Consider the following 22,839-nt stretch of genomic DNA (forward strand, 5'->3'; position numbering starts at 1 on the left):
CGGCCCTGGGGGCGGCCCTGGGGGCGGCCCTGGGGGCGGCTCTGCGCTGTCGGCGGCAGGGGGCACGGCCGGCCCGTCCGGCTCGTCCGGCGGCGCAGGGGCCCCGTCGGGCTCCGGGGTGCTCATGCGCGGAACACGTGCCGCCGGATGGCCGCGGCGTTGCCGAAGATGCGGATGCCGAGGACGACGACGACGGCGGTCGACAGCTGCGCCCCCACGCCCAGCTGGTCGCCGAGGAAGACGATCAGGGCCGCGACGACCACGTTGGACACGAACGAGACCACGAAGACCTTGGCGTCGAAGATGCCGTCCAGGCGGGCCCGGAAGCCGCCGAAGACGGCGTCCAGGGCGGCGACGACGGCGATCGGCAGGTAGGGCTGCAGCCACAGCGGCACGGTCGGGTCGAAGAGCAGCCCGAGGGCGATGCCGGCCACGAGGCCGAGGATCGGGATCACGGGCTCAGCCTCCGGGCGAGGGGTCGGCGCCGGGTGCCCGGCGGGTGTCCAGGGGGTCGGCGTAGCGGAGCTCGGGCGGGCTCGCCGCGGGCACGGACAGCTCGTCCTCCTTGGCGAACTCGAACCGCAGCCCGAAGTTCTTGGCCTCCCCGGCGACGTCCCGGACCTCCGGGTCGAGCAGGAAGGCCGCCGCGAGCGCGTCGGGCTCCCCGAGGGCGCTGATCTCGTAGGGGTTGGTCACCGGCCGGAAGTCCACGAGCACGGCCTCCCCGGCGAACCGGATGGCGCTGGTGGGGCCGAGCCGCTGGCCGTTGATGCTGATGGCCTCGGCCCCGGAGGCCCAGAGCGCGTTGACCACCTGCTGCAGGTCGCCGTCCTGCACGCGGGCCCCGCCGCCGGCCCGGCCGCCCACCGGGTCGTCGTCGGCCCCGGCCTCGGCGTTGGCGAGGGTGACCAGCAGGCCGGGCCCGGTGACCGCGACCGCCGCCGTCCCCTCCTCGGCGCGGGCCAGCGCGTCCAGCGCCCGCTGGCCGACCGCGGTCGCCGCCAGCAGGTCGTCGCTCGTGCGGCTCACCTCGGCCCGCAGCTCCTCGAGCTGGGCGGCCAGGTCGTCGCTCACGGCCGACTCGTCCTGGATGTCGCGGACGAGGGCTGCGCGGATCTCCTGCCGCCCCTTCTCCCGCGCGGCGGCCTGGTCGTAGGTGACGGCGACCAGCAGGCCGGCGACAGCCATCGTGAGCGCCACCAGGACCTGCCCCCGCCGGCCGGAGGCGCCCGGGGTCTCCCCCCGGGCCGCCCGGGCGGCGGCGGCCTGCGCGTAGGCGGGGTCGAGCGTCTCGGCCAGCACGTCGTCGAGCAGGGACGCGCCCAGGGACCGGGCGCCGCCCGGCCGGCGGGGACCGGTCACGACCGGCTCGCCGCGCGGTCGCGGGCGACCAGCCCGACGACCTGGACGACGTAGAAGGCGCCGGCCACCAGGTAGAGGGCCGCTCCCCAGATGGTCAGCGCCCAGGCGAACGGCGCCGCGACCGTGGACAGCGCGCCCTCGCCGTCGGCCAGGAGGAGCAGCGGGAAGGCGTACAGCAGCAGGAAGGTCGCGGCCTTGCCGAGGTAGTGCACCTGCAGCGGCGGGTAGCCGTGGGCACGCAGGACCAGCAGCATCACCCCGAGGACCAGCTCCCGGCCGACGAGGACGGCCACGAGCCACACCGGGACGACCTCGCGCAGGGCCAGCGCCACCAGCGTGCAGACGATGTAGAGGCGATCGGCCGCGGGGTCCAGCAGCGCGCCGAGCCGGCTGCCCTGGTCCAGCCAGCGGGCGATCTTGCCGTCGGCCCAGTCGGTGAAGCCGGAGACCATGAGGACGACCAGCGCCCAGCCGTCCTCCTCCGGCCCCAGGAGGAGCCACAGGAACAGCGGGACGCCGAGCAGCCGCAGCACGGACAGCGCGTTGGGCACCGTCCAGATGCGGTCGGGCAGGTCCTCCCGGTCACCGACCGCGGGCGTGCTCCGTCGCCTCCGGGGGACGGCTGTGGGCGCCGACGGCCCGTTCGACGACGTCACGTTCCCTCCAGCCCCTGCACCACCGTGCCCGAGGCTAGTTGACGGTCTCCCCACCGCTCGCCACTCGGCGGCTCGCGGCGGGTCCCGCGAGCGCCCGGGCCCGCGGGCACCGGTCAGGGCGGCGCCGTCACGCGGGCACCGCGAGGGCGGCGGGGGCCGGCTCGTAGCGGAGGGGGCGGCGGTCGTAGCTGCCGGTGCCGTGCGTGACCGAGCGCAGGACGCCCGGGTAGCCGAGCAGCTCGACCTCGGGCACCTCCGCCCGCACCGTCGTGACGTCCCGCCCGGGGTCGGCCTCCGTACCGGTCACGCGGGCCCGCCGGGCCGAGAGGTCGCTCATCACCGGGCCCACGTACTCCCCCGGCACGCGCACCTCCACCTGGCACCACGGCTCGAGCACCCGCGTGCCCACGGCGGCCACCAGCTCGCGCAGCGCCAGCGCCCCGGCGGCCTGGAACGCGGCGTCGGAGGAGTCGACCGAGTGCGCCTTGCCGTCGACCAGGGTGACCCGCACGTCGACGATCGGGCGGTCACCGTGCACGCCCCGCTCGGCCTGCATGCGGATGCCCTTCTCCACCCCCGCGTGGTACTGGCTCGGGACGGTCCCGCCGACGATCCGCTGCTCGAAGACGATCCCGGACCCCGGCGGGCCGGGCTCGCCCTCCACCACCACGACCGCGTACTGCCCGTGCCCGCCGGACTGCTTGACGTGCCGGCCGGTGACGCGGGCCGGGCCGCAGAGCGTCTCCACCAGCGGGACCCGGACCGGGACGGTGACGACGCCGACGCCGTGCCTGCCGCGGAGCCGGTCGAGCACCACCTCGGCGTGCCCGTCGCCCACGCACCAGAGCAGGAGCTGCCCGGTGTCCGGGCGGCGCTCGAGGCGGACCGTCGGGTCCTCGGCGACCAGCCGGGACAGCGCGGTCGCCATGCGGTCCTCGTCCGCGTGCGAGGCGGCCTCGATGGCGACCGGCAGCTGCGGCACGGGGAGGTCCCAGGGCGGGACCAGCCGGGGGTCCTCGGGCGAGCTGAGGGTGTCGCCGGTCTCGGCCGTGGTCAGGCGCGCCACCGCGCAGATGTCGCCCGCCGGGCAGTGGCTGACCGGTCGCAGCGTCGCCCCCAGCGGGGCGGACAGGACGCCGACCCGCTCGTCGGCGTCGTGGTCGGGGTGCCCGCGGTCGGCGAGCCCGTGGCCGGAGACGTGGACGGCCACGTCGGGCCGCAGCGTCCCCGAGAAGACCCGGACCAGCGACACCCGGCCCACGTAGGGGTCGGTCGTCGTCTTGACGACCTCGGCGACCAGCGGCCCGTCGGGGTCGCAGGCGAGGACCGGTGCCGGCGTCCCGTCCGGCCGGGTGACCGGTGGGCAGCCGTGCTCCATCGGGCACGGGAAGGCCGACACCAGGAGGTCCAGCAGCTCGGGGACGCCCACGCCGGCGAGCGGCGAGACGCACAGCACCGGGTGGAAGTGCCCGCGGGCGACCGCGGTCTCGAGGTCGGCCACCAGGTCGGCCACCACGAGCTCGTCACCGGCGAGGTAGCGCTCCATGAGCGTCTCGTCCTCGCTCTCGCCGATGATGCCCTCGATCAGCTCGGCGCGGAGCCGGTCGGCCTCCTGCCCGGCGCCGGCGTCGCCGGGCGGGTCGAGCAGCGAGAGCAGGCCCCGCGCGGAGCCGTCGGGGCCACGCTGCACGAGGTGCAGCGGGTAGACCCCCTCCCCCAGCATCAGCTGGGCCAGCCGCACCGCCTCGTCGACGTCGGCCCGCGGCCGGTCGACCTGGGTGACCACGACGGCGCGCGGCATGCCGACGGCCGCGCACTCCTCCCACAGCTGCACCGTCGCGGCGTCCATGCCGTTCACCGCCGAGACGACGAACAGCGCCGAGTCGGCGGCCCGGAGGCCGGCCCGGAGCTCACCGACGAAGTCCGGGGACCCCGGGGTGTCCAGCAGCGTGATGCGGTGCCCCGCGTGCTCGACGGTCGCGACCCCGAGGGAGACCGAGCGCTGCTGGCGGACCTCGACGTCCTCGGTGTCCAGGCACGTCGTGCCGTCCTCGACGCGGCCCGCCCGGCCCACCGCACCGGTGGCGGCCAGGAGGGCCTCCGCCAGGGTGGTCTTGCCGGCTCCGGAGTGGCCCACCAGGGCCACGTTGCGCACCTTCCCGGCGGGGCGCGGCGCCGGCGCGGCGGCGGTGTCCCTGGCCACGGCGGGTCAGTCCTCGGCGGCCGGCGCCCCGGCCGGCGTCCACTGCGGTCCCGGACGGTGGGTGGAATGTCCTCGCACGGTGCCTCCCGGCGCAGAATGTGGGCTGGGTCACAGCCTGCCGCGCGCCCCCCGGCCGATCAAGGGCCCCGCTCACCGGGCCGCCGAGCGGCCCGCCATCTCCCGCAGCCCGCGCCGGTGGACCAGCCAGCCGACGCCGACCAGCAGCACCCCCGAGGCCAGGAAGGCGAGGTCCCAGCCCAGCGGGCCACCGAGGTCGTCCCTGACGTGGTGGACGCCCAGCAGCTGGTGGTCGACCAGGCCCTCGACCAGGTTGAACAGGCCCCAGCCGGCCACCACCAGGCCGAGGTGGAAGCTCCAGCTCGGCGCGATCCGTCCCTGCCGCCAGGCGACCAGCGCGGTGATCGTCCCCGCGAACGTCAGGACCCAGGTGGCGAGGTGGAACAGCCCGTCCGCGGTCGTGTTGAGCTCCAGGCCCGCGAGCGTGGTCGGCTCCTCCACGGCGCTGACCATGTGGTGCCACTGCAGGATCTGGTGCAGCACGATGCCGTCGACGAACCCGCCGAACCCCAGCCCGTAGAGCAGTCCGGTGGCGCGGGAGGGCATCCGCTCCCCCGCGCGCGTGTCCGTGGTGGCCATGCCGGGCCGCTACCCCCTTCGCCCGCGGCGCACCCGCCCGCGCATGCTGGGCGCATGAGCACGAGCGACCACGCCGCCGGCCGGGACCAGGAGACGGGGACCGCGCACGCCGTCCTCCGCAGCACCGCCGACCTGCCCGCCCCCTGGGTCGCCCTCTGTGGCGCGTCGGTCGGCGTGGTGCAGGGGCGGTGGGACGGCCCGCGGGGCCTGGGCTCGGACAAGCCCTGCCCCGAGTGCCGGAGGCTGGCGGAGGGCTGAGCTCAGCGGCGGGCCGCCCGCACCAGGCGGCGGACGCCGACCACGGCCGCCCCCGCCGCGACCAGCCAGGGCCCGCCGACGACGAGCGGGTCGAGCACGTGGTGGCGTGCGTCGACCCGGCCGCGCCGGGAGGCCAGGCCCCCGTGCGTGAGCTCCGTGCGGACCCCGGTGGCCGGGACGTCGGGTCGCAGCGTGGCGAAGGACCTCAGGTGGTGCTCCACCGCGTCCACCCGGTCACCGACCACCAGCAGCATCCAGTGCGCCAGCCGGCCCTCGCTGAACCGGGCGTAGGCCAGGCGCCGGATCGCACCCGAGGCTCCCTTCAGCGGCTGGGCGGTGCCGAACACCGGCGTCACGAAGGCGTGCTCGATCGACCGCTCCCGCGGCCGGTGCTCGGGCTGGCGCTCGGGGAAGTCCCAGCGCGCGCCGGTGTCGGGCGCGTGCAGCAGCTTGGGGTTCGAGGGCCGGTCCGCGGGGTCCAGGTCCACGCCCCACCCGGGGATGCGGGCGCGCAGCTCCTCGCGGCTTGGCGCGGGGCTGCGCTTCTCGCGTACGTAGGCGCTGGGGATGTCGCTCTCGCTCATGGTCGCTCCCTCAGGCCGCACTGGGCACGATCAGCGGCTTGATGCAGCCGTCCAGCTTGCTGGAGAACACGTGGTAGGCCTCCGGGATCTCCTCCAGCGGGAACCGGTGGGTCACCATGTCGCTGGGCTTGAGGTAGCCGTTCCGGATGTGCTCGAACAGGCGGGGCCACTGCCGCTTCACCGGGGCCTGGTTCATCCGGAGGGTCAGCCCCTTGTTCAGCGCGTCGCCGAACTTCACCGCGTTGGGGATGGGCCCGTAGGCGCCCATCACCGAGATCGTCGCGCCCTTGCGGACCCCGTCGATGGCCCAGTTGAGCGCGACCGGCGAGCCGCCCTGCATCTTCAGCTTGGCCCCGGCGACGTGCTGCAGCAGGTTCCCGTCGGCCTCCGCGCCCACGCACTCGATGGCGACGTCGGCCCCGAGGAAGTCCGTCTGCTTCTTCAGCTCGACGACGACGTCGTCGTACTCGGCGAAGTTCAGCGTCTCGGCGTGCGCGAACTCGCGCGCCTTCTCGAGCCGGTAGTCGAGGTGGTCGACGACGATCACCCGGCCGGCGCCCATGAGCCAGGAGGACTGGGCGGCGACCAGGCCGACCGGGCCGGCGCCGAAGACGACCACCGTGTCGCCCTCGGCGATGTCGCCCAGCTGGGCCCCGAAGTAGCCGGTGGAGGTGGCGTCGGTGAGCAGGACGGCGTCCTCGTCGCTCATCCAGTCCGGGATCTTCGCGGGGCCGACGTCGGCGAAGGGGACGCGCACGTACTCCGCCTGGCCGCCGTCGTAGCCGCCGGTGGTGTGCGAGTAGCCGTAGATGCCGCCGACGGCGGTGGCGTTGGCGTTCACGTTGTGACAGTTGGAGTACAGGCCACGGGCGCAGAACCAGCACGAGCCGCAGTAGATGTTGAACGGCACCATCACGCGGTCGCCGACCTGGAGGTTCTGCACCGAGGGGCCGACCTCGTGCACGACCCCGATGAACTCGTGGCCGAAGGTGTGCCCGACCCGGGTGTCCGGCATCAGCCCGTGGTAGAGGTGCAGGTCCGACCCGCAGATGGCCGCGAGCGTGACGCGGATGATCGCGTCGTTCGGGTGCTCGATCGCCGGGACGTCCTTCTCCTCGACCCTGATCTTGTAGGGCCCGCGGTAGACCATCGCTCGCATGCGTGTCGCTCTCGTCAGGGAGAGCCGCTCGCCGGTGGGACGGCGGCCCGGGATCGGGGGCCGGCGATCCTTGCCGGCACCCCCGACCCTCCGTCATCCGCGGGCGTCCGGCCACCCGACGACTTGACAGGCAAGCAAGCGCTTGCGTATGACTGACGCCGTGGACGCCGGCGCCGACCTCTTCAAGGCGCTCGGCGACGCCACGCGCCGCACCATCCTCGACGAGCTGGCGGACAGGGACGGCCAGACGCTGTTCGAGATCTGCGGCCGGCTGGCCATGAAGCACGGCCTCACCTCCTCGCGCCAGGCGATCTCCCAGCACCTCGGGGTGCTGGAGCAGGCCGGCCTGGTGCGCACCCGGCGGGACGGCCGGTACAAGTTCCACCACCTCGACACGGGCCCGCTGCGCGCGCTCGTCGAGCGGTGGCCCATCGACCGAGAGGCCTCACCGTGATCCGGATCGAGCTCACCAGCGTCTACGTCGACGACCAGGAGAAGGCGCTGGCCTTCTACACCGGGAAGCTGGGCTTCCGGAAGAAGACCGACGTGCCGGCCGGCGGCGCCCGCTGGCTCACCGTCGTCTCCCCCGCCGACCCCGACGGCGTCGAGCTGCTGCTGGAGCCGACCGGCCACCCGGCCGCGGGCGTCTACAAGGAGGCGCTGGTGGCCGACGGCATCCCGTTCACCCAGTTCGCCGTCGACGACGTCCACGCCGAGACCGAGCGGCTCAAGGGCCTGGGCGTGGTCTTCACCCAGGACTCGGTCGACTACGGCCCGGTGGTCGTCGCCGTCTTCGACGACACCTGCGGCAACCTGATCCAGCTCGCCGCCGTGAAGTAGCCGGCCGCACCGCCGGTCAGCTGCCGGGCGTCGCCCGCGCCGCCGCGGGCACCGCGGTCGCGGCCACGGCGGCGGCCACGACCGAGGCCAGCAGGTACCAGAGGACGGCGAGGGCCGGCTCCTCGCTCCCGACCGAGCCGGCGGCGACCGCCCCCAGGCCCACGACCGAGCCGGCGAGGACGAGGACGTGGACGGCCGCGACGGCGGCCAGCAACCACCGGGCCGGAGGCGTGCTGAGCCGCGGGTGCGCCCACAGGACCACCGCGGCGGCCGTCAGCGCCGCCGCGGCCGTCAGGGCGACGACCAGGACGACCGGCTGCAGCAGCCCGGACGCCTCCCGCCCGTCCAGCGCTGCCGCCCCGTGGCCCACGGAGCCGAGCACGACGAGCGCCCCGGCGACGCCGACGGCCTCCAGGGCCAGGAGGGCCGACACGGCCCGACGCGGCCACACCGCGGGCCGGCGCCGCGCCCGGGGGCTGCTCGGGTCGTCGTCCCTGTCCATCGGCTCCTCCCACCCGGGTCGACCGCGACCGCCTCGTCAGGCGTACCCGGCGTCCTACCAGGTCCGGGCGACGACGAGGACCGGGCGCCGCCCGGGGAGAACGGGCAGGGGCCGCCCCCGGTCTCCCGGGAACGGCCCCTGCCCGTGCTTCTGTCGGGCTGACAGGATTTGAACCTGCGACCCCTTGACCCCCAGTCAAGTGCGCTACCAAGCTGCGCTACAGCCCGCGCGCCGCCTGCCTCCCGGGAGCTCCCGGGCCGCGTGACGGCCGCCCCGGAAGATTACCGCACCGGTGATCGGGCCCCGACCGGTGGCTCTCCCCCGCCGGTCAGCCGCGCTTGTCCTTGTCGCGGCCCTCCCGGACCTTGACCGAGATCTCGATCGGCGTCCCCTGGAAGCCGAACTGCTCGCGCAGCTTGCGCTGCAGGAACCGCCGGTACCCGGCCTCCAGGAAGCCGGTGGAGAAGACGACGAAGCGCGGCGGCCGGATGTCGGCCTGCGTGACGTACTTGATCTTCGGGGCGCGGCCGCCACGGGCCGGCGGCGGCGTCTCCTGGACCAGCGCGCGGACGAACGTGTTCAGCTCCGCCGTCGGCACCCGGGTCTCCCACGAGGCCAGCGCGGCCCGCAGGTGGTCGGCCAGCTTGCCCACGCCGCGACCGGTGGACGCGGAGATGTTCACCCGCGTCGCCCACTTCACGTGTGCGAGGTCGCGCTCGATCTCGCGCTCGAGCTGCATGTGCCGGTCCTCGTCGAGCGTGTCCCACTTGTTGAAGGCCAGCACCAGGGCGCGACCGGCCTCCACGACCTGGGTGATGACCCGCTGGTCCTGCTCGCTGATGACCTCGTCCGCGGCGAGCAGGACGACGCACACCTCCGCGGCCTGGATCGCGGCCTCGGTGCGCAGGCTCGCGTAGTACTCCATGCCGCTGACCGTGTTGACCTTCCGGCGCAGGCCGGCGGTGTCGACGAACCGCCACTCCTCGCCGCCGAGGGTGACGATGGAGTCGACCGGGTCCACGGTGGTCCCGGCCACGGAGTCGACGACCGAGCGCTCCTCCTTGGCCAGCCGGTTGATCAGGCTGGACTTGCCCACGTTCGGCCGCCCCACGAGGGCGACCCGGCGCGGCCCGCCCTCCACCTCCTGCTCGCGCGGCGCCTCGGGCATGGAGTCGAGCACGAGGTCAAGGAGGTCACCGCTGGCGCGGCCGTGCAGTGCGCTGACCGGGTGCGGCTCGCCCATGCCCAGGCTCCACAGCTCGGCGGCGTTGGCCTCGCTGCGCTCGTCGTCGACCTTGTTGGCGACCAGGATCACCGGGCGGTCGCTGCGCCGGAGCACGCGCGCCGCCGCGAGGTCGGTGTCGGTGGCGCCGACCTGGCTGTCGACGACGAACACGATGACGTCGGCGGTCCTCATCGCCAGCTCGGCCTGGCGGGTGATCGAGGCACCGATGCCGGTGGCCTTAGGGTCCCAGCCGCCGGTGTCGACGACGGTGAACCGCTTGCCGTTCCAGAGCGCCTCGTAGGAGATGCGGTCCCGGGTCACGCCCGGGGTGTCCTGGACGACGGCGGCGCGGCGGCCGATGAAGCGGTTGACCAGCGTCGACTTGCCCACGTTGGGGCGGCCGACGATGGCGACGACCGGCAGCGGGCCGGTGCTCTCCTCGGTCATGCCCGCTCCCCCGCCGTCACGACGGACCCGGCCAGCTCGACGACGCGGTCCACGACGGCCTGCTGGTCCAGCTCGGTGCTGTCCACGACGACCGCGTCGGCCGCCGGGCGCAGCGGGCTGTCGGCCCGGCTGCTGTCGTACTCGTCGCGGCGCCGCAGGTCGGCCGCCAGGACGGCGATCTCGGCGGACTCGGTGATGCCGAGCTGGCCGGCCCGGCGCTGCGCCCGGGCCTCCGGGGCGGCGGTCAGGTAGATCTTCAGCGTGGCGTCCGGCAGGACGACGGTGCCGATGTCCCGGCCCTCGACGACGACGGCGTCGGCGGAGGCGACCAGCGCCCGCTGCTGGTCGACCAGCTGCCTCCGCACCGCGGGGACGGCGGACACCGCGGACACGGCGCGGGTCACCTCGGCGCCGCGGATGCGGGTGGCGACGTCGACCCCGCCCACCCGCACCAGCTCGGTCCCGGCGTCGGTGCCGACCTCGATGCGGGCGGCGGCCACGGTGCGGGCCACGGCCTCGGCGTCCTCCGGGTCGACCCCGGCGTCGAGTACCGCGACGGTGGCCGCCCGGTACATCGCGCCGGTGTCGAGGTAGGCGGCGCCCAGGCGGGCGGCGACGCCGCGCGCGACGCTGGACTTGCCGGTGCCCGACGGTCCGTCGAGGGTCACCTGGCCTCGGAAGCTCATCTGCTCACTCACTGCTCTCTCCGCCCCGTGGCTCACTGGGCGATGTCCCTGCGCAGCGCGACCGCGCCCCGCAGGTAGACGTGCTGGATGTCGGCGCGGTCCTTCGGCGTCTCGGCGTGCGCCATCAGCCGCAGCACCCGCGGCAGGGCGTGCGGCACCGCGATCTCGGTGGCGCACATCAGCGGCACGTCACCCATGCCGAGCTCGCGCGCCGCGAGCGCCGGGAACTCCGACACGAGGTCGGGGGTCGCCGTGAAGAGGATGCTGATCAGGTCCTCGGAGGCGAGCTCGTTGCGCTCCATGACGGTCTGCACCAGCTCGCGGGTCGCCTCGAGCACCTGCTCCCGGTCGTCGGCGTCGACCTGCGTCGCGCCCCGGATGGCTCGGACGGCCATGCACACTCCTCGTTCGACCACGACCCCCGGATCGCCGGGCGCCTCGGACGAGTCTAGGGAAGGCGCGCCACCCGCCTCCCCCGTGCGGGTCAGTCGCCCAGCCGCTCACCGCTCGTGACGTCGAACAGGTGCACGTGGCCGCGGCGCGGGACGACGTGCAGCACCTCGCCCTTGGCCGGCGGGCGGCGCCCGTCGACGCGCGCGGTGATGACGTGCTCGCCGTCGCCCTCCTTGGTGCGGCCGTAGACGTAGGCGTCGGCGCCGAGCTCCTCCACGACGTCGACCTCGACGGCCAGGCCGTGCTCGGCGACCTCGAGGTCCTCGGGCCGGACGCCCAGCGTCACCGTCGACGCGCTCGCCTGGCCGAGCACGTCCCGCGACACCGGGTAGGTCTCGTCGCCGAAGCGCACCCCGCCGTCGACCTGCGGCAGCGTGAACAGGTTCATCGCCGGCGAGCCGATGAAGCCCGCGACGAACGCGTTGCGCGGGCGGTCGTAGAGCTCGCGCGGCGTGCCGACCTGCATCAGCAGGCCGTCCTTGAGCACCGCCACCCGGTCGCCCATGGTCATCGCCTCGACCTGGTCGTGGGTGACGTAGACCGTGGTGATGCCCAGGCGGCGCTGCAGCTGGGCGATCTGCGTGCGGGTCTGCACCCGGAGCTTCGCGTCCAGGTTGGACAGCGGCTCGTCCATGAGGAACACCTGCGGCTGGCGCACGATGGCCCGGCCCATCGCCACCCGCTGCCGCTGGCCGCCGGAGAGCGCCTTGGGCTTGCGGTCGAGGTACTCCTCGAGGTCGAGCAGCTTCGCCGCCTCGCGCACCCGCTCGGCGATCTCCGCCTTGCCCATGCCGGCGATCTTGAGGGCGAAGCCCATGTTGTCGGCGACGGTCATGTGCGGGTAGAGCGCGTAGTTCTGGAACACCATGGCGATGTCCCGGTCCTTGGGCGCCACGTCGGTGACGTCCCGGTCCCCGATGAGGATCCGCCCGTCGGTGACCTCCTCGAGCCCGGCGAGCATCCGCAGCGACGTCGACTTGCCGCAGCCGGAGGGCCCCACGAGCACCAGGAACTCGCCGTCCTGGACGGTGAGGTCCAGCGCGTCGACCGCGGGCCGCTCCGCGCCGTCGTACACCCGGGTCGCGTGGTCGTAGGTGACCGTTGCCATGTCGTGCTCCTGATCTGCTCCCCCGGCGTCGTTGCCGGGTCCGGGGCTGTCGGGTGGGGCGCGTCCCCTGGTGGGGCGCGGGTGGTGCGAGGTGGGTCAGGCGGGGACGGGGGCCGGTTCCGCGAGCCGGAGGCGGCTGCGGAGCCAGGTCAGCTGCTCGCGCTGCAGGTGGGCCTCCCCACCCTCGTGGTCGTTGAACGGGTAGACGGTGATCTCCTTCGGGCCGGCATAAGCGTTGTACGCCGCGAAGACCGTCGACGGCGGGCAGATCTCGTCCATGAGCGCGACGGAGAACAGCGCCGGTGCCGACGCCGCCGGCGCGAGGACCGCCGCGTCGAAGTAGCTCAGCGTCCGGAAGACCGCGTCCACCCGGTCGCGGTGGGCCTTGAGGTACCGCACGACCTCGCCGTACGGGTCACCGGGCGCCACGCGGGTGGCTCGGGGGAAGTCGCAGAGGAACGGGACGTCGGGCATGACCGCCGCCACCCCCCGCGCGAGCGCCGCGACGGCCAGCGCGATGCCGCCGCCCTGGCTGGTCCCGGTCACCGCGACCTGCTCGCCGTCGACCTCGGGGTGGCCGCGCAGCACCTCGACCGCCCGCACCGCGTCGGTGTAGACGCGCCGGTAGTAGTAGTCCTGGGGGTCCAGGACGCCCCGGGTCAGGAAGCCGGGCTGCGCGGCGTCGGACCCGACCGGGTCGCCGGTCCCGCCGACCGTCCACCCGCTCCCCTGCCCCCGGGTGTCGACGACGAGCTGCGCGAAGCCGGCCGACGCCCAGAAGACGTGCTCGTGGGCCAGCCCGCGCCCGCCGTTGTAGCCCTGGTACTGGACCACCCCGGGCAGCGGCCCGCTCCCGCGCACCCCGCGGGCGGGCAGGTGCAGCCAGGCCCGCACCCGGTGGCCGCCGAACCCAGCGAAGGACACGTCGTGGGTCTCGACGGCGACCAGGCCGGAGCCGACCGGCGTCCAGGACGCGTCGAGCGGCCGCTCCGCGGCCTCGGCGAGCGTGGCCGCCCAGAAGCCGTCGAGGTCCTCGGGGGCCGGGAGCTGCGGCCGGTAGCGCCGCAGCTCCTCCAGCGGCAGGTCGGTCTGCGGCATCAGTGCCCGCTCTGCTCGACGACGCTCTCGGGGTGCAGCCGGCGGTCGAACCCGACGGTGCGGCGCCCCCCGGCCAGCGTGAAGCGGAGGACCTCGCGCACGTCGGCGCTGGAGGCGCCCACCCGGAGCTCGACGGCCCCAGGCTCGACGATCCGCGCGCCGTCGCGCCCGGTGAAGGACGTGAGGTCGGCGTGCAGGGCGAACCGGACGGTCGCCGAGGTCCCCGGCGCGAGGTCCACCCGGCGGGCGGCCACGAGGGCCTGCACCGGCCGGACGACCTCGGCGGCCGGGTCGTGCAGGTAGACCTGCACGACCTCGGTGACCTCACGGCCGGTGTCGTTGCGGAGCTCTACCTCCAGGCCGGCGGTGCCGTCGGTGTCCCACTCCGGGCCGCCGGTCGCACGGACCGAGGCCCAGGTCGCCGAGCCGTACCCGAGGCCGTGGCCGAACGGGAACAGCGGCGTGGGGTCCACGGTGCTGACGTCGGTCTTGCGGCCCAGCGGGGACGCGAGGTAGGTGCTGGGCTGGCTGCCCCCGGCCCGCGGGAAGCTCAGCGGCAGCCGGCCCGACGGCGACACGCGCCCGACGAGCACGTCGGCGATGGCCGGGCCGCCCTCCTCGCCGGGGAAGAAGCCGCAGAGGACGGCGGCGAGCCGGTCGACCTGGCGGGACAGCTCGTACGGGCGGCCGGAGAGCAGGACGAGCACGACCGGCTTGCCCGTCCCGAGCAGCGCCTCCAGCAGCTCCTCCTGCCGGCCGGGGAGCCGGAGGTCGACCGCGTCGCAGCCCTCGCCCGACGTGCCGTTGCCGAACAGGCCGGCCTTGTCGCCGAGGACGGCGACGACCACGTCGGACTCCTCCGCGGCACGGACCGCGGCCTCGATGCCCTCGTCGTCGCCACCGAGCACCGGGCAGCCCTCGGCGACGACGACGTCGAAGGCGCCGGGCGCGGCCTGCAGGGCCTGGGCGAGCGTGGGGATGTCCACGCCGACGGCCACGTCGGGGTGGTGCACGCCGACGTGCATGGGGAACGAGTAGCAGCCGAGCATCGCCTGCGCGGTGTCGGCGCGCGGGCCCACCACGGCCAGCCGCAGCCCCGGCGTCAGCGGCAGCGTCCCGTCGTTGGCGAGCAGCACCACCGAGCGGCGGGCCAGCTCCCCGGCGACGGCCCGGGACTCAGCCGGGTCGAGGGAGACCGCACCGTCGCGGACGGCCGACGAGTCCGGGTCCCACCCGGGGTCGAGCAGGCCCAGCTCGCACTTCTGCAGCAGGACCCGGCGCAGCGCGCGCTCCACCAGCTCCTCCGGCACGGCACCGCCGCGGACCGCCTCGACCAGCCCCTCGCCGTAGCAGGCCACCGTCGGCAGCTCCACGTCGATGCCCGCCTCGAGGGCGCGCGCGGCCGCCTCCGCGGGCGAGGCCGCGACGCCGTGCAGCGTCTGGAGGAACGCGATGGAGAAGTAGTCGGCCACGACGGTGCCGGTGAACCCGTAGGTCTCGCGCAGCAGGGTCGTCAGGAGGGCCGGGTCGGCCGCAGCCGGGACCCCGTCGGTGTCGGTGTAGGTGTTCATCACCGACCGGGCGCCCGCCCGCAGCGCCATCTCGAACGGCGGGAGGAAGACGTCGGCGATCTCGCGGGGGCCGGCCGACACCGGGGCGAGGTTCCGCCCGGCGCGCGAGGCGGAGTAGCCGACGAAGTGCTTGAGGGTGGCGACGACGCCGCTGGACTCCAGGCCGCGCACGTAGGCACTGCCGATGGTCCCCACCAGGTGCGGGTCCTCGCCCATGGTCTCCTCGACCCGGCCCCAGCGCATGTCCCGGGCGACGTCCAGCACCGGGGCCAGGCCCTGGTGGACGCCGAGCCGGCGCATGCTCTGGCCGATGAGCGCGCCCATCCGCTCCACGAGCTCGGGGTCGAAGCTCGCCGCCCAGCACAGCGGCGAGGGGAAGACCGTGGCCGTCCACGCGGCGAGGCCGGTGAGGCACTCCTCGTGCACCAGCGCGGGGATGCCGAACCGGCCGGCCGCCATGATCTGCCGCTGGCTCTCCGCCAGGCCCTTGGCGCCGAGGAACGGCTCCACCGGCGCGGTCCCGAAGGGGCGCGTCAGCTGGCCCAGCCCGCTGCGGATCAGCTCGTCCCAGTCCACCGGCGCGGCGGCCATGTCGTGCTGGTGCGGGGCGACCTCACCCTCGGTGGCGTCGATGCCCACCCACACGCCGTACAGCTGGGCGACCTTCTCCTCCAGCGTCATGCGGCGGATCAGGTCGGTCACCCTGTCCTCGGCGGGGACCTCGGGGTCGCGCCAGAGCACGGGGCCGTTGTCGACGTTGCTTTCCATGCCCTCGCGAAGTCCGTCCTGTGTGGTGGGTGATGGTGCGGCGGACCGCAGGCCGCCGGTGCCGTGGGACGGCGGCAGCAGGAGGCGCCCTGTGCGCCCGCATCCTGCCCCCGCCGGGGGTCCTGCGCGGGTCAGGTCAGGGTGACCTCCACCGTCGGCGCGTCGGGCCGGAGGCTCCAGGACGCCGTCCGCCCGCCGGCCGAGACCGCGTAGTCGCCGGCCCAGCCGCGCACGGTGACCCGCCCCTCGGCGTCGGTCCGCAGCCGGGTCGGCGCCAGCCACCAGTCCTCCTTCACGAGACCCCGCAGGGCGTCGTAGGCGGGCTTGCGGCTGCCGTCGGCGCGCACCAGGCCGGCGGGGGCGCCCAGCCAGGCGCCGCGGTCGGTGATGCCCCAGTAGGTCACGGCCTCCACCGACGGGTGCGCCAGGAGCGTCCGGTAGTGGCGGACGACGTCGTCGGCCTGCCGCTCCTCCCCCTCCGGCGTCGAGGGCCACGAGGGCACCTGGTGGTCGTTGAGGTCGACGACCTCCGGCGGCATCAGGTCCCCGGAGACCAGCGTCGTCTCGGTCCAGTGCAGCGGGAGCCCGTACCGGGCGAAGCGCTCGAGGACCTCCTGCGTCCGCTCCTCGCCCCAGTACCCCTGGTGCATGTGGCTCTGCAGGCCGATGGCGTCCACCTGGACCCCGGCCTCGAGCACGCCCTCGACGAGGCACTCGTAGGCCGTCGACAGGTTGAAGTCGTTCAGGACCAGGGTGGCCGCGGGGTTGGCGCGGCGCGCCTCCTCGAAGGCGAGCCGGATGGTCGGGATGCGGCCGATGCGGCGGCACAGCCCGGTGATGGCGTTCTGCCGCTCCTCGTTGGCGAACACCGGCATGATCACGACCTCGTTGATCGCGTCCCAGGTGTCGATGAGGCCCGCGAAGGAGCCGGCCTCGCGCCGGACCCGCGCCCGCACGATCTCCTCGACCTCGGCGGCCGGGTGGTCGAGCAGCCAGTCCGGGGCGAGCGTGTGCCAGACCAGCGGGTGCCCCTTGACGGTCACCCCCCGGTCGCGGAACCAGGCCGCGGCGGCCTGCAGGCGCTGCGTGTCCGGCCGGCCCTCGACCGGCTCGAAGCCGGCCCAGTAGAACGGCAGGGTCGCGGTGTTGAACACGTCGAGCCACAGGTCCTCGAGCAGCTCCGCCGCCTCGGGCTCGGCCCCGCCGAAGACGTTCTCGCGCCCCTCGCCCTGCTCCCCGTTGGCCAGCCCGACGAAGTCGAAGCCGATGTTGCCGAAGGCGAAACCGTGCCGGACCTGCTCGACCAGCACGTCGCTGTCGGCGCACGCGGACCCGTCGCCGTGGCGCACGGTGAGCGTCACGTCGGTGCTCCGGACGGCGTCGACGGCAGTGGCGTGGGTCATGGCGCGAAATCGTTATCGACAACGATTGACAGCGCAAGCCCTTGCTGCCACCTTCTGCAAACGTGTTCCGCGCCACGGCGGCGTGGAGGGACAAAGGGGTCAGACATGCGGCGTTCGGGGAGAGCAGCCCTCTCGGTGCTGTGCAGCAGCGCGGTGCTGCTGACGGCCAGTGCCTGTGGCAGTGGTGGCGACAGCAGCGCATCGGGAGGCGACGAGAACACGATCACCTGGTGGCACAACTCGAACAACGAGCCCGGCAAGGGCTACTACGAGCAGGTGGCGAAGGACTTCGAGTCCGACAACCCGGGCGTGAACGTCGAGGTCGTCGCCATGGCCCACGAGGACATGGTCGACAAGCTCGCTGCCGCCTTCCAGAGCGGTGACGTGCCGGACGTGTACATGGAGCGCGGTGGCGGCGAGCTCGCCGACCACGTGGAGGCCGGCCTGGTCCGCGACCTGTCCGAGGACGCTGCCGAGGAGATCGAGAAGATCGGCGGCTCCGTCGCCGGCTGGCAGGTCGACGACAAGACCTACGCGCTGCCGTTCTCCGTCGGCGTCGTCGGCTTCTGGTACAACACCGAGCTCTTCGAGCAGGCCGGCATCACCGCGCCGCCGACCACGATGGAGGAGCTCGCCTCCACCGTCGAGACACTGAAGGGCGCCGGCATCACGCCGGCCTCGGTCGGCGCCGGCGACAAGTGGCCCGCCGCGCACTACTGGTACTACACGGCGCTGCGCTCCTGCTCCGAGGACGTGCTGACCGACGCGGTCACCAGCCTCGACTTCTCCGACCCGTGCTTCGTGGAGGCGGGTGAGGAGCTGGAGACCTTCATCGGGACCGAGCCCTTCAACCCCGGCTTCCTGACGACGCCGGCCCAGGAGGGCGCCACCTCGGCGTCCGGCCTGCTCGCGACCGGCCAGGTGGCGATGGAGCTCGCCGGCCACTGGGAGCCCGGCGTCATGCAGGGCCTCACGGAGGACGGCCAGGGCCTCGGCGCCAACACCGGCTGGTTCCCCTTCCCGGCGGTCGAGGGTGGCGACGGCGACCCGGAGGCCGCGCTCGGCGGCGGTGACGCGTGGGCCGTCGCGCAGGAGGCCCCCGACAAGGCGGTCGACCTGGTGAAGTACCTGCTCTCCGACGAGGTGCAGCAGGGCTTCGCCGAGAACGACATGGGCCTGCCGACCAACCCGGCCGCCGGTGACTCGGTCTCCGACCCGGCGCTCGCCCAGCTGCTCGAGGTCCGCAACGCGGCCCCCTTCGTCCAGCTGTACTTCGACACCGCCTTCGGCACCTCGGTCGGCAACGCGATGAACGACGCGGTCGCGCTGCTCTTCGCCGGCCAGGCCACGCCGCAGGACATCGTGGACGAGACGCAAGAGGCCGCGGACCAGGAGAAGTGATCCGTCCATGACCTCACCGGTGACCGCTGCGCCGGAGGGAACCGACCCCGGCGCAGCGGTCACCCGGCGCGCGGAAGCGCGCCGGGTGACGCCCCGCTCCGGAGCGGGCAAGCGCCGGCAGCGACTGGAGATCGCCATCTTCGTGGCGCCTGCCCTGGCGCTGATGGCGGTCTTCGTCGTCTACCCGGTCTACTCCGCCGCCCGGATGTCCCTGTACCGCTGGAAGGGCTTCGGCCCGCTGGTCGACTTCGTCGGCCTCAGGAACTACGTCCGGGTGCTCACCGACGACGTCTTCACCGACGCCGTCGTGCACAACTTCATCATCGTCTTCGCGTCGATCCTGGTGCAGCTGCCGCTGGGCCTGGCGCTGGCGCTGCTGCTCAACCGCCGCATCCGCGGCCGGGGGCTGCTGCGCACGATCATCTTCGTCCCCTACGTGCTGGCCGAGGTCATCGCCGGCGTCGTGTGGTTCCAGATGCTGCAGCCGCGGACCGGTCTCCTGGAGACCATCCTGGGGTCGGTCGGCATCCCGGTGCCCGAGCAGGGCTTCCTCGGCACCCCCGACCTGGCGCTGGCCACCGTCTTCGTCGTCCTCACGTGGAAGTACCTGGGCCTGGCGGTGCTGCTCTTCCTCGCCGGCCTGCAGGGCGTCCCCGACGAGCTGCACGAGGCGGCCCAGCTCGACGGTGCCTCCTGGTGGCAGGTGCAGCGGCGCATCGCGATCCCGCTCATCGCACCCACGATCCGCACCTGGTGCTTCCTCTCCATGATCGGCTCGCTGCAGCTGTTCGACATGGTCTGGATCCTCACCGGCGGCGGGCCGGCGAACGCGACCACGACGATGGCCACCTACCTGATCAGCCAGGGCACGCAGGGCGGCAACTTCGGCATCGCCGGCGCCGCCTCGGTCGTGCTGTTCCTGATCGGCTTCGTGATGGCCGTGGCCTACCAGTTCCTGGTGCTGCGCCGCGACACGAAGGAGGACGCGTGAGCACCGCGGCGCGCCCGCGCGAGAGGAGGTCGGGCCTGATGGCACGACGGTCGACGGCGTACGGGCGGGGTGGGCCGCTGGTCTACCTGGTGGCGCTGCTGGTCGTGGCGCTCACGCTGGGGCCGGTGCTCTACGGCGCGCTCGGCGGCTTCCGCAGCAACGAGCAGCTGGCCCGTGACCCCGCCGCCCTCCCTGACCCGTGGCTGACCCGCAACTACGAGGGCGTCCTCGGCAACTCGGGGTTCTGGACGTACGCGCTGAACTCCACGGTCATCGCCCTCATCACCACGGTGGTGGTGGTGCTCGCGGGCGTCATGGCCGCGTACCCGCTGGCGCGGTACCAGTTCAAGCTGCGCGAGCCGCTGTTCATGGTGTTCGTGCTGGGGCTGCTCTTCCCGGCCGCGGTGGCGATCGTCCCGCTGTTCATCCTCGTCACCCGCGACCTCGGGCTCGGCAACACCTGGTGGGGGGTGGCGCTGCCCCAGGCCGCGTTCGCCCTCCCGACGACGGTCGTGATCCTGCGGCCGTTCCTGATGGCCCTGCCCAAGGAGCTCGAGGAGGCGGCCATGATCGACGGCGCCTCCCGGATCCGGATCTTCTGGCGGATCGCGCTGCCCCTGTCCATGCCCGGGCTGGTCACCGTCGGCGTCCTGGCGTTCGTCGCCTCGTGGAACGCCTACCTGCTGCCGCTGCTGCTGCTGCAGGGCGACATGCGCACGCTGCCGCTCGGCGTCGCCGACTTCTCCACCCAGTACTCGGCGGACACGGCGGGGGTGCTCGCGTTCACCACGATTGCGATGATCCCCGCGCTGATCCTGTTCCTCGCCATGCAGCGGCGGATCGTCAGCGGGCTCCAGGGAGCGGTGAAGGGGTGACCCAGGCACCGGCGCCCCGTCGGGGCCTGCGGTCCGTCGAGACCCGCCGGCCCCCCGGCGACCAGGCCCGCCCTGGTCGCCGGGGGCCCGGACGACGAGAGGTTGTTGGTCGATGACGCTCGACTCCACGCGTGACGCCGTCGTCGGCCCGCGCGTCCGCGTGGGGGCCGGCGCCGCGCCGCAGGTCGTCCCCTCCCCCTCCCTCCGGGGCCGCGTGACGATGCAGCAGGTGGCGGCCGAGGCCGGCGTCTCGATCTCCACCGTCTCGAAGGTCATCAACGGCCGCTACGGCGTCTCCTCGGAGACCGTCGACCACGTCAACCGGGTGATCGAGCGGCTCGGGTACGAGGCCAGCCTGGTCGCCCGCAGCCTGCGCAACCGGCGCACCAACGTCGTCGGCGTGCTGGTCATGGACTTCGAGCCGTTCAGCACCGAGGTCCTCAAGGGGGTGGCCGACGCCATCCACGGCTCCGGCTACGAGCTGATCGCCTACTCCGCCGGCGGGCACGTGGAGGCGCGCACGGGCTGGGAGCGCCGGTCGCTCTCCCGGCTCATGGGCTCGCTCGTCGACGGCGCCGTCCTGGTCACCCCGACGGTGACCGACGTGCAGACCGACGGGCCGGTGGTCGCCGTCGACCCGCACACCGGCCCCTCCGGGCTGCCGTCGGTGGCCGCGCACAACCTGCAGGGCGCCCGCCTGGGCGTGGAGCACCTGCTGGAGCTGGGCCACACGCGCATCGCGATGATCACCGGCCGCGCGGACCTGCTGTCCGCGCAGCAGCGCGAGGAGGGCTACTGCGAGGCGCTCACCGCCGCGGGTCTGCCGGTGGACCGGTCGCTCATGCCCTCCGGTGGGTTCGAGCCGGGGCTGGCGCGCGAGGCGGCGCGGGAGCTGCTGTCCCGCCCGGAGCCGCCCACCGCGATCTTCGCGGCGAACGACCTGTCGGCCCTGGCGACGCTGGAGGTGGCCGCCGAGCTCGGGTTCGACGTGCCGGGCCGGCTCTCCGTCGTCGGCTTCGACAACATCCCGGAGTCGGCGCTCGCCGACCCTCCGCTGACCACGGTGCAGCAGCCGATCCGGCGCATGGGCGAGGAGGCCGCGACGATGGTCCTGGCGCTCATCGCCGGCGAGGAGTGCGAGGGGCCGCACCGTACCCTGGACACCTCGGTCGTCGTGCGGGCGTCCACCGCTCCCCCGCCCGCGACCTGACCGCCGGCGGCTAGAGCCCGACGAGCTCCTCGAGGGAGCCGACCTCCTGGCGGGTGAGCTTGCGGATCGAGCCGGTGCGCATGCGCTGCAGCTCGACCGGGCCCACGGCCGTGCGGGTGAGCCGGGAGACCGGAAGGCCGACGTGGGCCAGCAGCCGCCGGACGATGTGCTTGCGGCCCTCGTGCAGCACGACCTCGACCACCGACTGCCCGGCGTGGGTGTCGACGACCCGGAACGAGTCCACCTTCACCGGGCCGTCGTCCAGCTCGACGCCGGAGCGGAGCCGGCGGGCCAGGTCGCGCGGGACCTTGCCCGACACCTGCGCCAGGTAGGTCTTCCGGACGCCGTAGGACGGGTGGGCCAGCCGGTGGGCGAGCTCGCCGTCGTTGGTGACCAGCAGCAGGCCCTCGGTGTCCTGGTCCAGGCGGCCCACGTGCACCAGGCCGGGGGCGAGGTCGCCGACCATGTCGCCGATGGTGGGCCGGTTCCGGTCGTCGCTCATGGCGGTGATGACGCCGCTGGGCTTGTTGATGGCGTAGGTGACGCGGTCGTCGCGGATCTCGAGCCGGACGCCGTCGACGGCGATCTTGTCCTTCTGCGCGTCGACCCGCATGCCCTGCACCTGGACCAGGGCGCCGTTCACGCTGATCCGTCCCTCGTCGATCATCTCCTCCACCACGCGGCGGGAGGCGACACCCGCTCGGGCGAGGACCTTCTGCAGCCGCTCCCCCTGCCGGTCGTCGCCGGCGTCGCTGGGCGCCCGGTCACCGGGGTGGGCCGGGGCGAGCTCCATGTCCTCGGACCAGCCCTCGCCGGCCGCGCTGGTGCTCTCGTCGTTCGGGGTCGCGGTGTTCATCACCCACCAGTGTCCCACCGCCGGGGCCGACCTCCGACCGCCTACCGCTGGAGAGGGTGACGGAGGCCGTAGGGGGTGGCGGGACGCGCGGGTTCCACGCCAGCATCCGTGCCATGCGGGACAAGCGACGGACAGGTCTGGTGCTCGCCGGTGCGGCGACGGTGCTGTGGGCCGTGTGCGCGGCCCTGTTCGCGACCACCGACGCCGGCGACGGCGTGAACATCGGCGCCGCTCTCCTCGGCCTGCTCGCCACCCCGCTGTCGGTCGTCTCGCTCGTCCTGCTCATCGGCTCGGCGCGGGCGGCGCAGGACGCCGTCGGGCCGAAGGGTCGGGACGCCCGGGTCGGCACACCGCTGGCCATGGCGTCGCTGGTGCTCTTCGCCGCGACGTGGGTGTTCGGCGGCTCGGCGAACACGACGGCCACGGCGACCGCGTTGCTGGCCGTGCTCGTCGGCGCGGTCGTCACGTTCGTCGTCTCCGCGGCGCTCTTCCTCCCGCCGCGCAGCAACCGGTCCTGACCCGCCGG

Annotated in this window: 24 protein-coding genes and 1 tRNA gene; 8 read left to right on the forward strand and 17 right to left on the reverse strand. The window is 74.1% G+C overall.

All coding sequences use genetic code 11. The features are described from left to right. Positions 1 to 122: 122 nt before the first annotated feature. From E4P43_RS16680 to E4P43_RS16700, 5 genes are all read right to left on the reverse strand, one after another. Positions 123 to 455 (reverse strand): DUF1290 domain-containing protein, encoded by a 333-nt coding sequence (locus tag E4P43_RS16680; protein ID WP_135146571.1) that lies wholly within the window; start codon positions 453 to 455, stop codon positions 123 to 125. Between the two features lie 4 nt (positions 456 to 459). Then, positions 460 to 1,362, reverse strand: a complete 903-nt coding sequence (locus E4P43_RS16685) for a DUF881 domain-containing protein (protein ID WP_135146572.1) — start codon at positions 1,360 to 1,362, stop codon at positions 460 to 462. Further along, positions 1,359 to 2,018: a CDP-alcohol phosphatidyltransferase family protein gene (locus E4P43_RS16690; RefSeq protein WP_135146573.1), complete on the reverse strand. Its 660-nt coding sequence runs from the start codon at positions 2,016 to 2,018 to the stop codon at positions 1,359 to 1,361. The genes E4P43_RS16685 and E4P43_RS16690 overlap by 4 nt, the downstream gene beginning before the upstream one ends. Positions 2,019 to 2,145: 127 nt before the next feature. Continuing rightward, entirely contained in the window at positions 2,146 to 4,221 is a 2,076-nt protein-coding gene (locus E4P43_RS16695; protein ID WP_135146574.1) for an elongation factor G-like protein EF-G2, read from the reverse strand. A gap of 150 nt (positions 4,222 to 4,371) precedes the next feature. Beyond that, complete coding sequence (locus tag E4P43_RS16700; RefSeq protein ID WP_135146575.1) at positions 4,372 to 4,878, reverse strand: DUF2243 domain-containing protein; 507 nt, start codon at positions 4,876 to 4,878, stop codon at positions 4,372 to 4,374. A 54-nt stretch (positions 4,879 to 4,932) separates the two neighbouring features. On the opposite strand from E4P43_RS16700, the gene E4P43_RS16705 reads away from it, so the two are divergent. Further along, a complete protein-coding gene (locus E4P43_RS16705; RefSeq protein WP_135146576.1) occupies positions 4,933 to 5,136 on the forward strand; it encodes a hypothetical protein in 204 nt (67 codons plus the stop codon). A 2-nt stretch (positions 5,137 to 5,138) separates the two neighbouring features. Here E4P43_RS16705 and E4P43_RS16710 read toward each other — a convergent pair whose 3' ends face one another. Both E4P43_RS16710 and E4P43_RS16715 read right to left on the reverse strand, forming a co-directional pair. Then, positions 5,139 to 5,720 carry a hypothetical protein gene (locus E4P43_RS16710; RefSeq protein ID WP_135146577.1) on the reverse strand — a complete coding sequence of 194 codons (582 nt, stop codon included), beginning with the start codon at positions 5,718 to 5,720 and terminating at the stop codon, positions 5,139 to 5,141. A gap of 10 nt (positions 5,721 to 5,730) precedes the next feature. Beyond that, positions 5,731 to 6,879, reverse strand: coding sequence for a zinc-dependent alcohol dehydrogenase (locus tag E4P43_RS16715; RefSeq protein WP_135146578.1), 1,149 nt, complete (start codon positions 6,877 to 6,879; stop codon positions 5,731 to 5,733). Between the two features lie 148 nt (positions 6,880 to 7,027). Between E4P43_RS16715 and E4P43_RS16720 the strand changes: the two genes are divergently transcribed. Together E4P43_RS16720 and E4P43_RS16725 are read left to right on the forward strand one after the other, a co-directional pair. Then, positions 7,028 to 7,333 carry a metalloregulator ArsR/SmtB family transcription factor gene (locus E4P43_RS16720; protein ID WP_135146579.1) on the forward strand — a complete coding sequence of 102 codons (306 nt, stop codon included), beginning with the start codon at positions 7,028 to 7,030 and terminating at the stop codon, positions 7,331 to 7,333. Continuing rightward, complete coding sequence (locus E4P43_RS16725) at positions 7,330 to 7,719, forward strand: VOC family protein (protein WP_135146580.1); 390 nt, start codon at positions 7,330 to 7,332, stop codon at positions 7,717 to 7,719. Before E4P43_RS16720 ends, E4P43_RS16725 begins: the two co-directional genes overlap by 4 nt. 16 nt (positions 7,720 to 7,735) lie before the next feature. On the opposite strand, the gene E4P43_RS16730 is transcribed toward E4P43_RS16725, so the two are convergent. The 9 genes from E4P43_RS16730 to E4P43_RS16770 all read right to left on the reverse strand — a co-directional run bounded on the left by E4P43_RS16730 (position 7,736) and on the right by E4P43_RS16770 (position 16,980). Then, positions 7,736 to 8,221 (reverse strand): hypothetical protein, encoded by a 486-nt coding sequence (locus E4P43_RS16730; RefSeq protein WP_135146581.1) that lies wholly within the window; start codon positions 8,219 to 8,221, stop codon positions 7,736 to 7,738. A gap of 153 nt (positions 8,222 to 8,374) precedes the next feature. Beyond that, positions 8,375 to 8,448, reverse strand: a tRNA-Pro gene (locus tag E4P43_RS16735). Positions 8,449 to 8,549: 101 nt separating this feature from the next. Further along, positions 8,550 to 9,893: a ribosome biogenesis GTPase Der gene (der, locus tag E4P43_RS16740; protein ID WP_135146582.1), complete on the reverse strand. Its 1,344-nt coding sequence runs from the start codon at positions 9,891 to 9,893 to the stop codon at positions 8,550 to 8,552. Then, positions 9,890 to 10,591 carry a (d)CMP kinase gene (gene cmk / locus E4P43_RS16745; protein WP_245159193.1) on the reverse strand — a complete coding sequence of 234 codons (702 nt, stop codon included), beginning with the start codon at positions 10,589 to 10,591 and terminating at the stop codon, positions 9,890 to 9,892. Before cmk ends, der begins: the two co-directional genes overlap by 4 nt. A gap of 20 nt (positions 10,592 to 10,611) precedes the next feature. Then, on the reverse strand, positions 10,612 to 10,974 hold the full coding sequence (gene aroH / locus E4P43_RS16750) for a chorismate mutase (protein WP_135146583.1): 363 nt from the start codon (positions 10,972 to 10,974) through the stop codon (positions 10,612 to 10,614). Positions 10,975 to 11,063: 89 nt separating this feature from the next. After that, the gene (gene ugpC / locus E4P43_RS16755) at positions 11,064 to 12,140 is read right to left on the reverse strand and encodes a sn-glycerol-3-phosphate ABC transporter ATP-binding protein UgpC (protein ID WP_135146584.1); all 1,077 of its coding nucleotides are present in this window, start codon (positions 12,138 to 12,140) and stop codon (positions 11,064 to 11,066) included. A 96-nt stretch (positions 12,141 to 12,236) separates the two neighbouring features. Next, positions 12,237 to 13,238, reverse strand: a complete 1,002-nt coding sequence (locus tag E4P43_RS16760) for an acetylxylan esterase (RefSeq protein ID WP_135146585.1) — start codon at positions 13,236 to 13,238, stop codon at positions 12,237 to 12,239. After that, the gene (locus tag E4P43_RS16765; RefSeq protein WP_135146586.1) at positions 13,238 to 15,577 is read right to left on the reverse strand and encodes a glycoside hydrolase family 3 N-terminal domain-containing protein; all 2,340 of its coding nucleotides are present in this window, start codon (positions 15,575 to 15,577) and stop codon (positions 13,238 to 13,240) included. Before E4P43_RS16765 ends, E4P43_RS16760 begins: the two co-directional genes overlap by 1 nt. Positions 15,578 to 15,708: 131 nt before the next feature. Then, positions 15,709 to 16,980, reverse strand: coding sequence for an endo-1,4-beta-xylanase (locus E4P43_RS16770; protein ID WP_135146587.1), 1,272 nt, complete (start codon positions 16,978 to 16,980; stop codon positions 15,709 to 15,711). A gap of 135 nt (positions 16,981 to 17,115) precedes the next feature. Here E4P43_RS16770 and E4P43_RS16775 point away from each other — a divergent pair, with 135 nt between their 5' ends. From E4P43_RS16775 to E4P43_RS16790, 4 genes are all read left to right on the forward strand, one after another. Further along, complete coding sequence (locus E4P43_RS16775; protein ID WP_209313933.1) at positions 17,116 to 18,381, forward strand: extracellular solute-binding protein; 1,266 nt, start codon at positions 17,116 to 17,118, stop codon at positions 18,379 to 18,381. Positions 18,382 to 18,388: 7 nt separating this feature from the next. Further along, a complete protein-coding gene (locus tag E4P43_RS16780; RefSeq protein ID WP_135146589.1) occupies positions 18,389 to 19,372 on the forward strand; it encodes a sugar ABC transporter permease in 984 nt (327 codons plus the stop codon). Beyond that, the gene (locus tag E4P43_RS16785; protein WP_209313934.1) at positions 19,369 to 20,247 is read left to right on the forward strand and encodes a carbohydrate ABC transporter permease; all 879 of its coding nucleotides are present in this window, start codon (positions 19,369 to 19,371) and stop codon (positions 20,245 to 20,247) included. The genes E4P43_RS16780 and E4P43_RS16785 overlap by 4 nt, the downstream gene beginning before the upstream one ends. 112 nt (positions 20,248 to 20,359) lie before the next feature. Beyond that, the gene (locus E4P43_RS16790; RefSeq protein WP_209313935.1) at positions 20,360 to 21,457 is read left to right on the forward strand and encodes a LacI family DNA-binding transcriptional regulator; all 1,098 of its coding nucleotides are present in this window, start codon (positions 20,360 to 20,362) and stop codon (positions 21,455 to 21,457) included. Positions 21,458 to 21,467: 10 nt separating this feature from the next. On the opposite strand, the gene E4P43_RS16795 is transcribed toward E4P43_RS16790, so the two are convergent. Next, positions 21,468 to 22,313, reverse strand: coding sequence for a pseudouridine synthase (locus E4P43_RS16795; protein WP_135146590.1), 846 nt, complete (start codon positions 22,311 to 22,313; stop codon positions 21,468 to 21,470). A 113-nt stretch (positions 22,314 to 22,426) separates the two neighbouring features. Between E4P43_RS16795 and E4P43_RS16800 the strand changes: the two genes are divergently transcribed. Continuing rightward, positions 22,427 to 22,831 (forward strand): hypothetical protein, encoded by a 405-nt coding sequence (locus tag E4P43_RS16800; RefSeq protein ID WP_135146591.1) that lies wholly within the window; start codon positions 22,427 to 22,429, stop codon positions 22,829 to 22,831. The last annotated feature ends 8 nt before the right edge of the window (positions 22,832 to 22,839 follow it).

The sequence above is a fragment of the Blastococcus sp. TF02A-35 genome, assembly GCF_004571075.1.
GTDB lineage: Bacteria > Actinomycetota > Actinomycetes > Mycobacteriales > Geodermatophilaceae > Blastococcus.

Excerpts from the sequence above, each read along its gene's own strand:
- E4P43_RS16795 (WP_135146590.1), bottom strand. The coding sequence starts at position 22,313 with ATGAACACCGCGACCCCGAACGACGAGAGCACCAGCGCGGCCGGCGAG.
- E4P43_RS16715 (WP_135146578.1), bottom strand. The coding sequence starts at position 6,879 with ATGCGAGCGATGGTCTACCGCGGGCCCTACAAGATCAGGGTCGAGGAG.
- E4P43_RS16800 (WP_135146591.1), top strand. The coding sequence starts at position 22,427 with ATGCGGGACAAGCGACGGACAGGTCTGGTGCTCGCCGGTGCGGCGACG.
- der (WP_135146582.1), bottom strand. The coding sequence starts at position 9,893 with ATGACCGAGGAGAGCACCGGCCCGCTGCCGGTCGTCGCCATCGTCGGC.
- E4P43_RS16700 (WP_135146575.1), bottom strand. The coding sequence starts at position 4,878 with ATGGCCACCACGGACACGCGCGCGGGGGAGCGGATGCCCTCCCGCGCC.
- E4P43_RS16770 (WP_135146587.1), bottom strand. The coding sequence starts at position 16,980 with ATGACCCACGCCACTGCCGTCGACGCCGTCCGGAGCACCGACGTGACG.
- E4P43_RS16705 (WP_135146576.1), top strand. The coding sequence starts at position 4,933 with ATGAGCACGAGCGACCACGCCGCCGGCCGGGACCAGGAGACGGGGACC.
- E4P43_RS16780 (WP_135146589.1), top strand. The coding sequence starts at position 18,389 with ATGACCTCACCGGTGACCGCTGCGCCGGAGGGAACCGACCCCGGCGCA.
- E4P43_RS16720 (WP_135146579.1), top strand. The coding sequence starts at position 7,028 with ATGACTGACGCCGTGGACGCCGGCGCCGACCTCTTCAAGGCGCTCGGC.
- aroH (WP_135146583.1), bottom strand. The coding sequence starts at position 10,974 with ATGGCCGTCCGAGCCATCCGGGGCGCGACGCAGGTCGACGCCGACGAC.
- E4P43_RS16790 (WP_209313935.1), top strand. The coding sequence starts at position 20,360 with ATGACGCTCGACTCCACGCGTGACGCCGTCGTCGGCCCGCGCGTCCGC.
- E4P43_RS16730 (WP_135146581.1), bottom strand. The coding sequence starts at position 8,221 with ATGGACAGGGACGACGACCCGAGCAGCCCCCGGGCGCGGCGCCGGCCC.
- ugpC (WP_135146584.1), bottom strand. The coding sequence starts at position 12,140 with ATGGCAACGGTCACCTACGACCACGCGACCCGGGTGTACGACGGCGCG.
- E4P43_RS16710 (WP_135146577.1), bottom strand. The coding sequence starts at position 5,720 with ATGAGCGAGAGCGACATCCCCAGCGCCTACGTACGCGAGAAGCGCAGC.
- E4P43_RS16760 (WP_135146585.1), bottom strand. The coding sequence starts at position 13,238 with ATGCCGCAGACCGACCTGCCGCTGGAGGAGCTGCGGCGCTACCGGCCG.
- E4P43_RS16765 (WP_135146586.1), bottom strand. The coding sequence starts at position 15,577 with ATGGAAAGCAACGTCGACAACGGCCCCGTGCTCTGGCGCGACCCCGAG.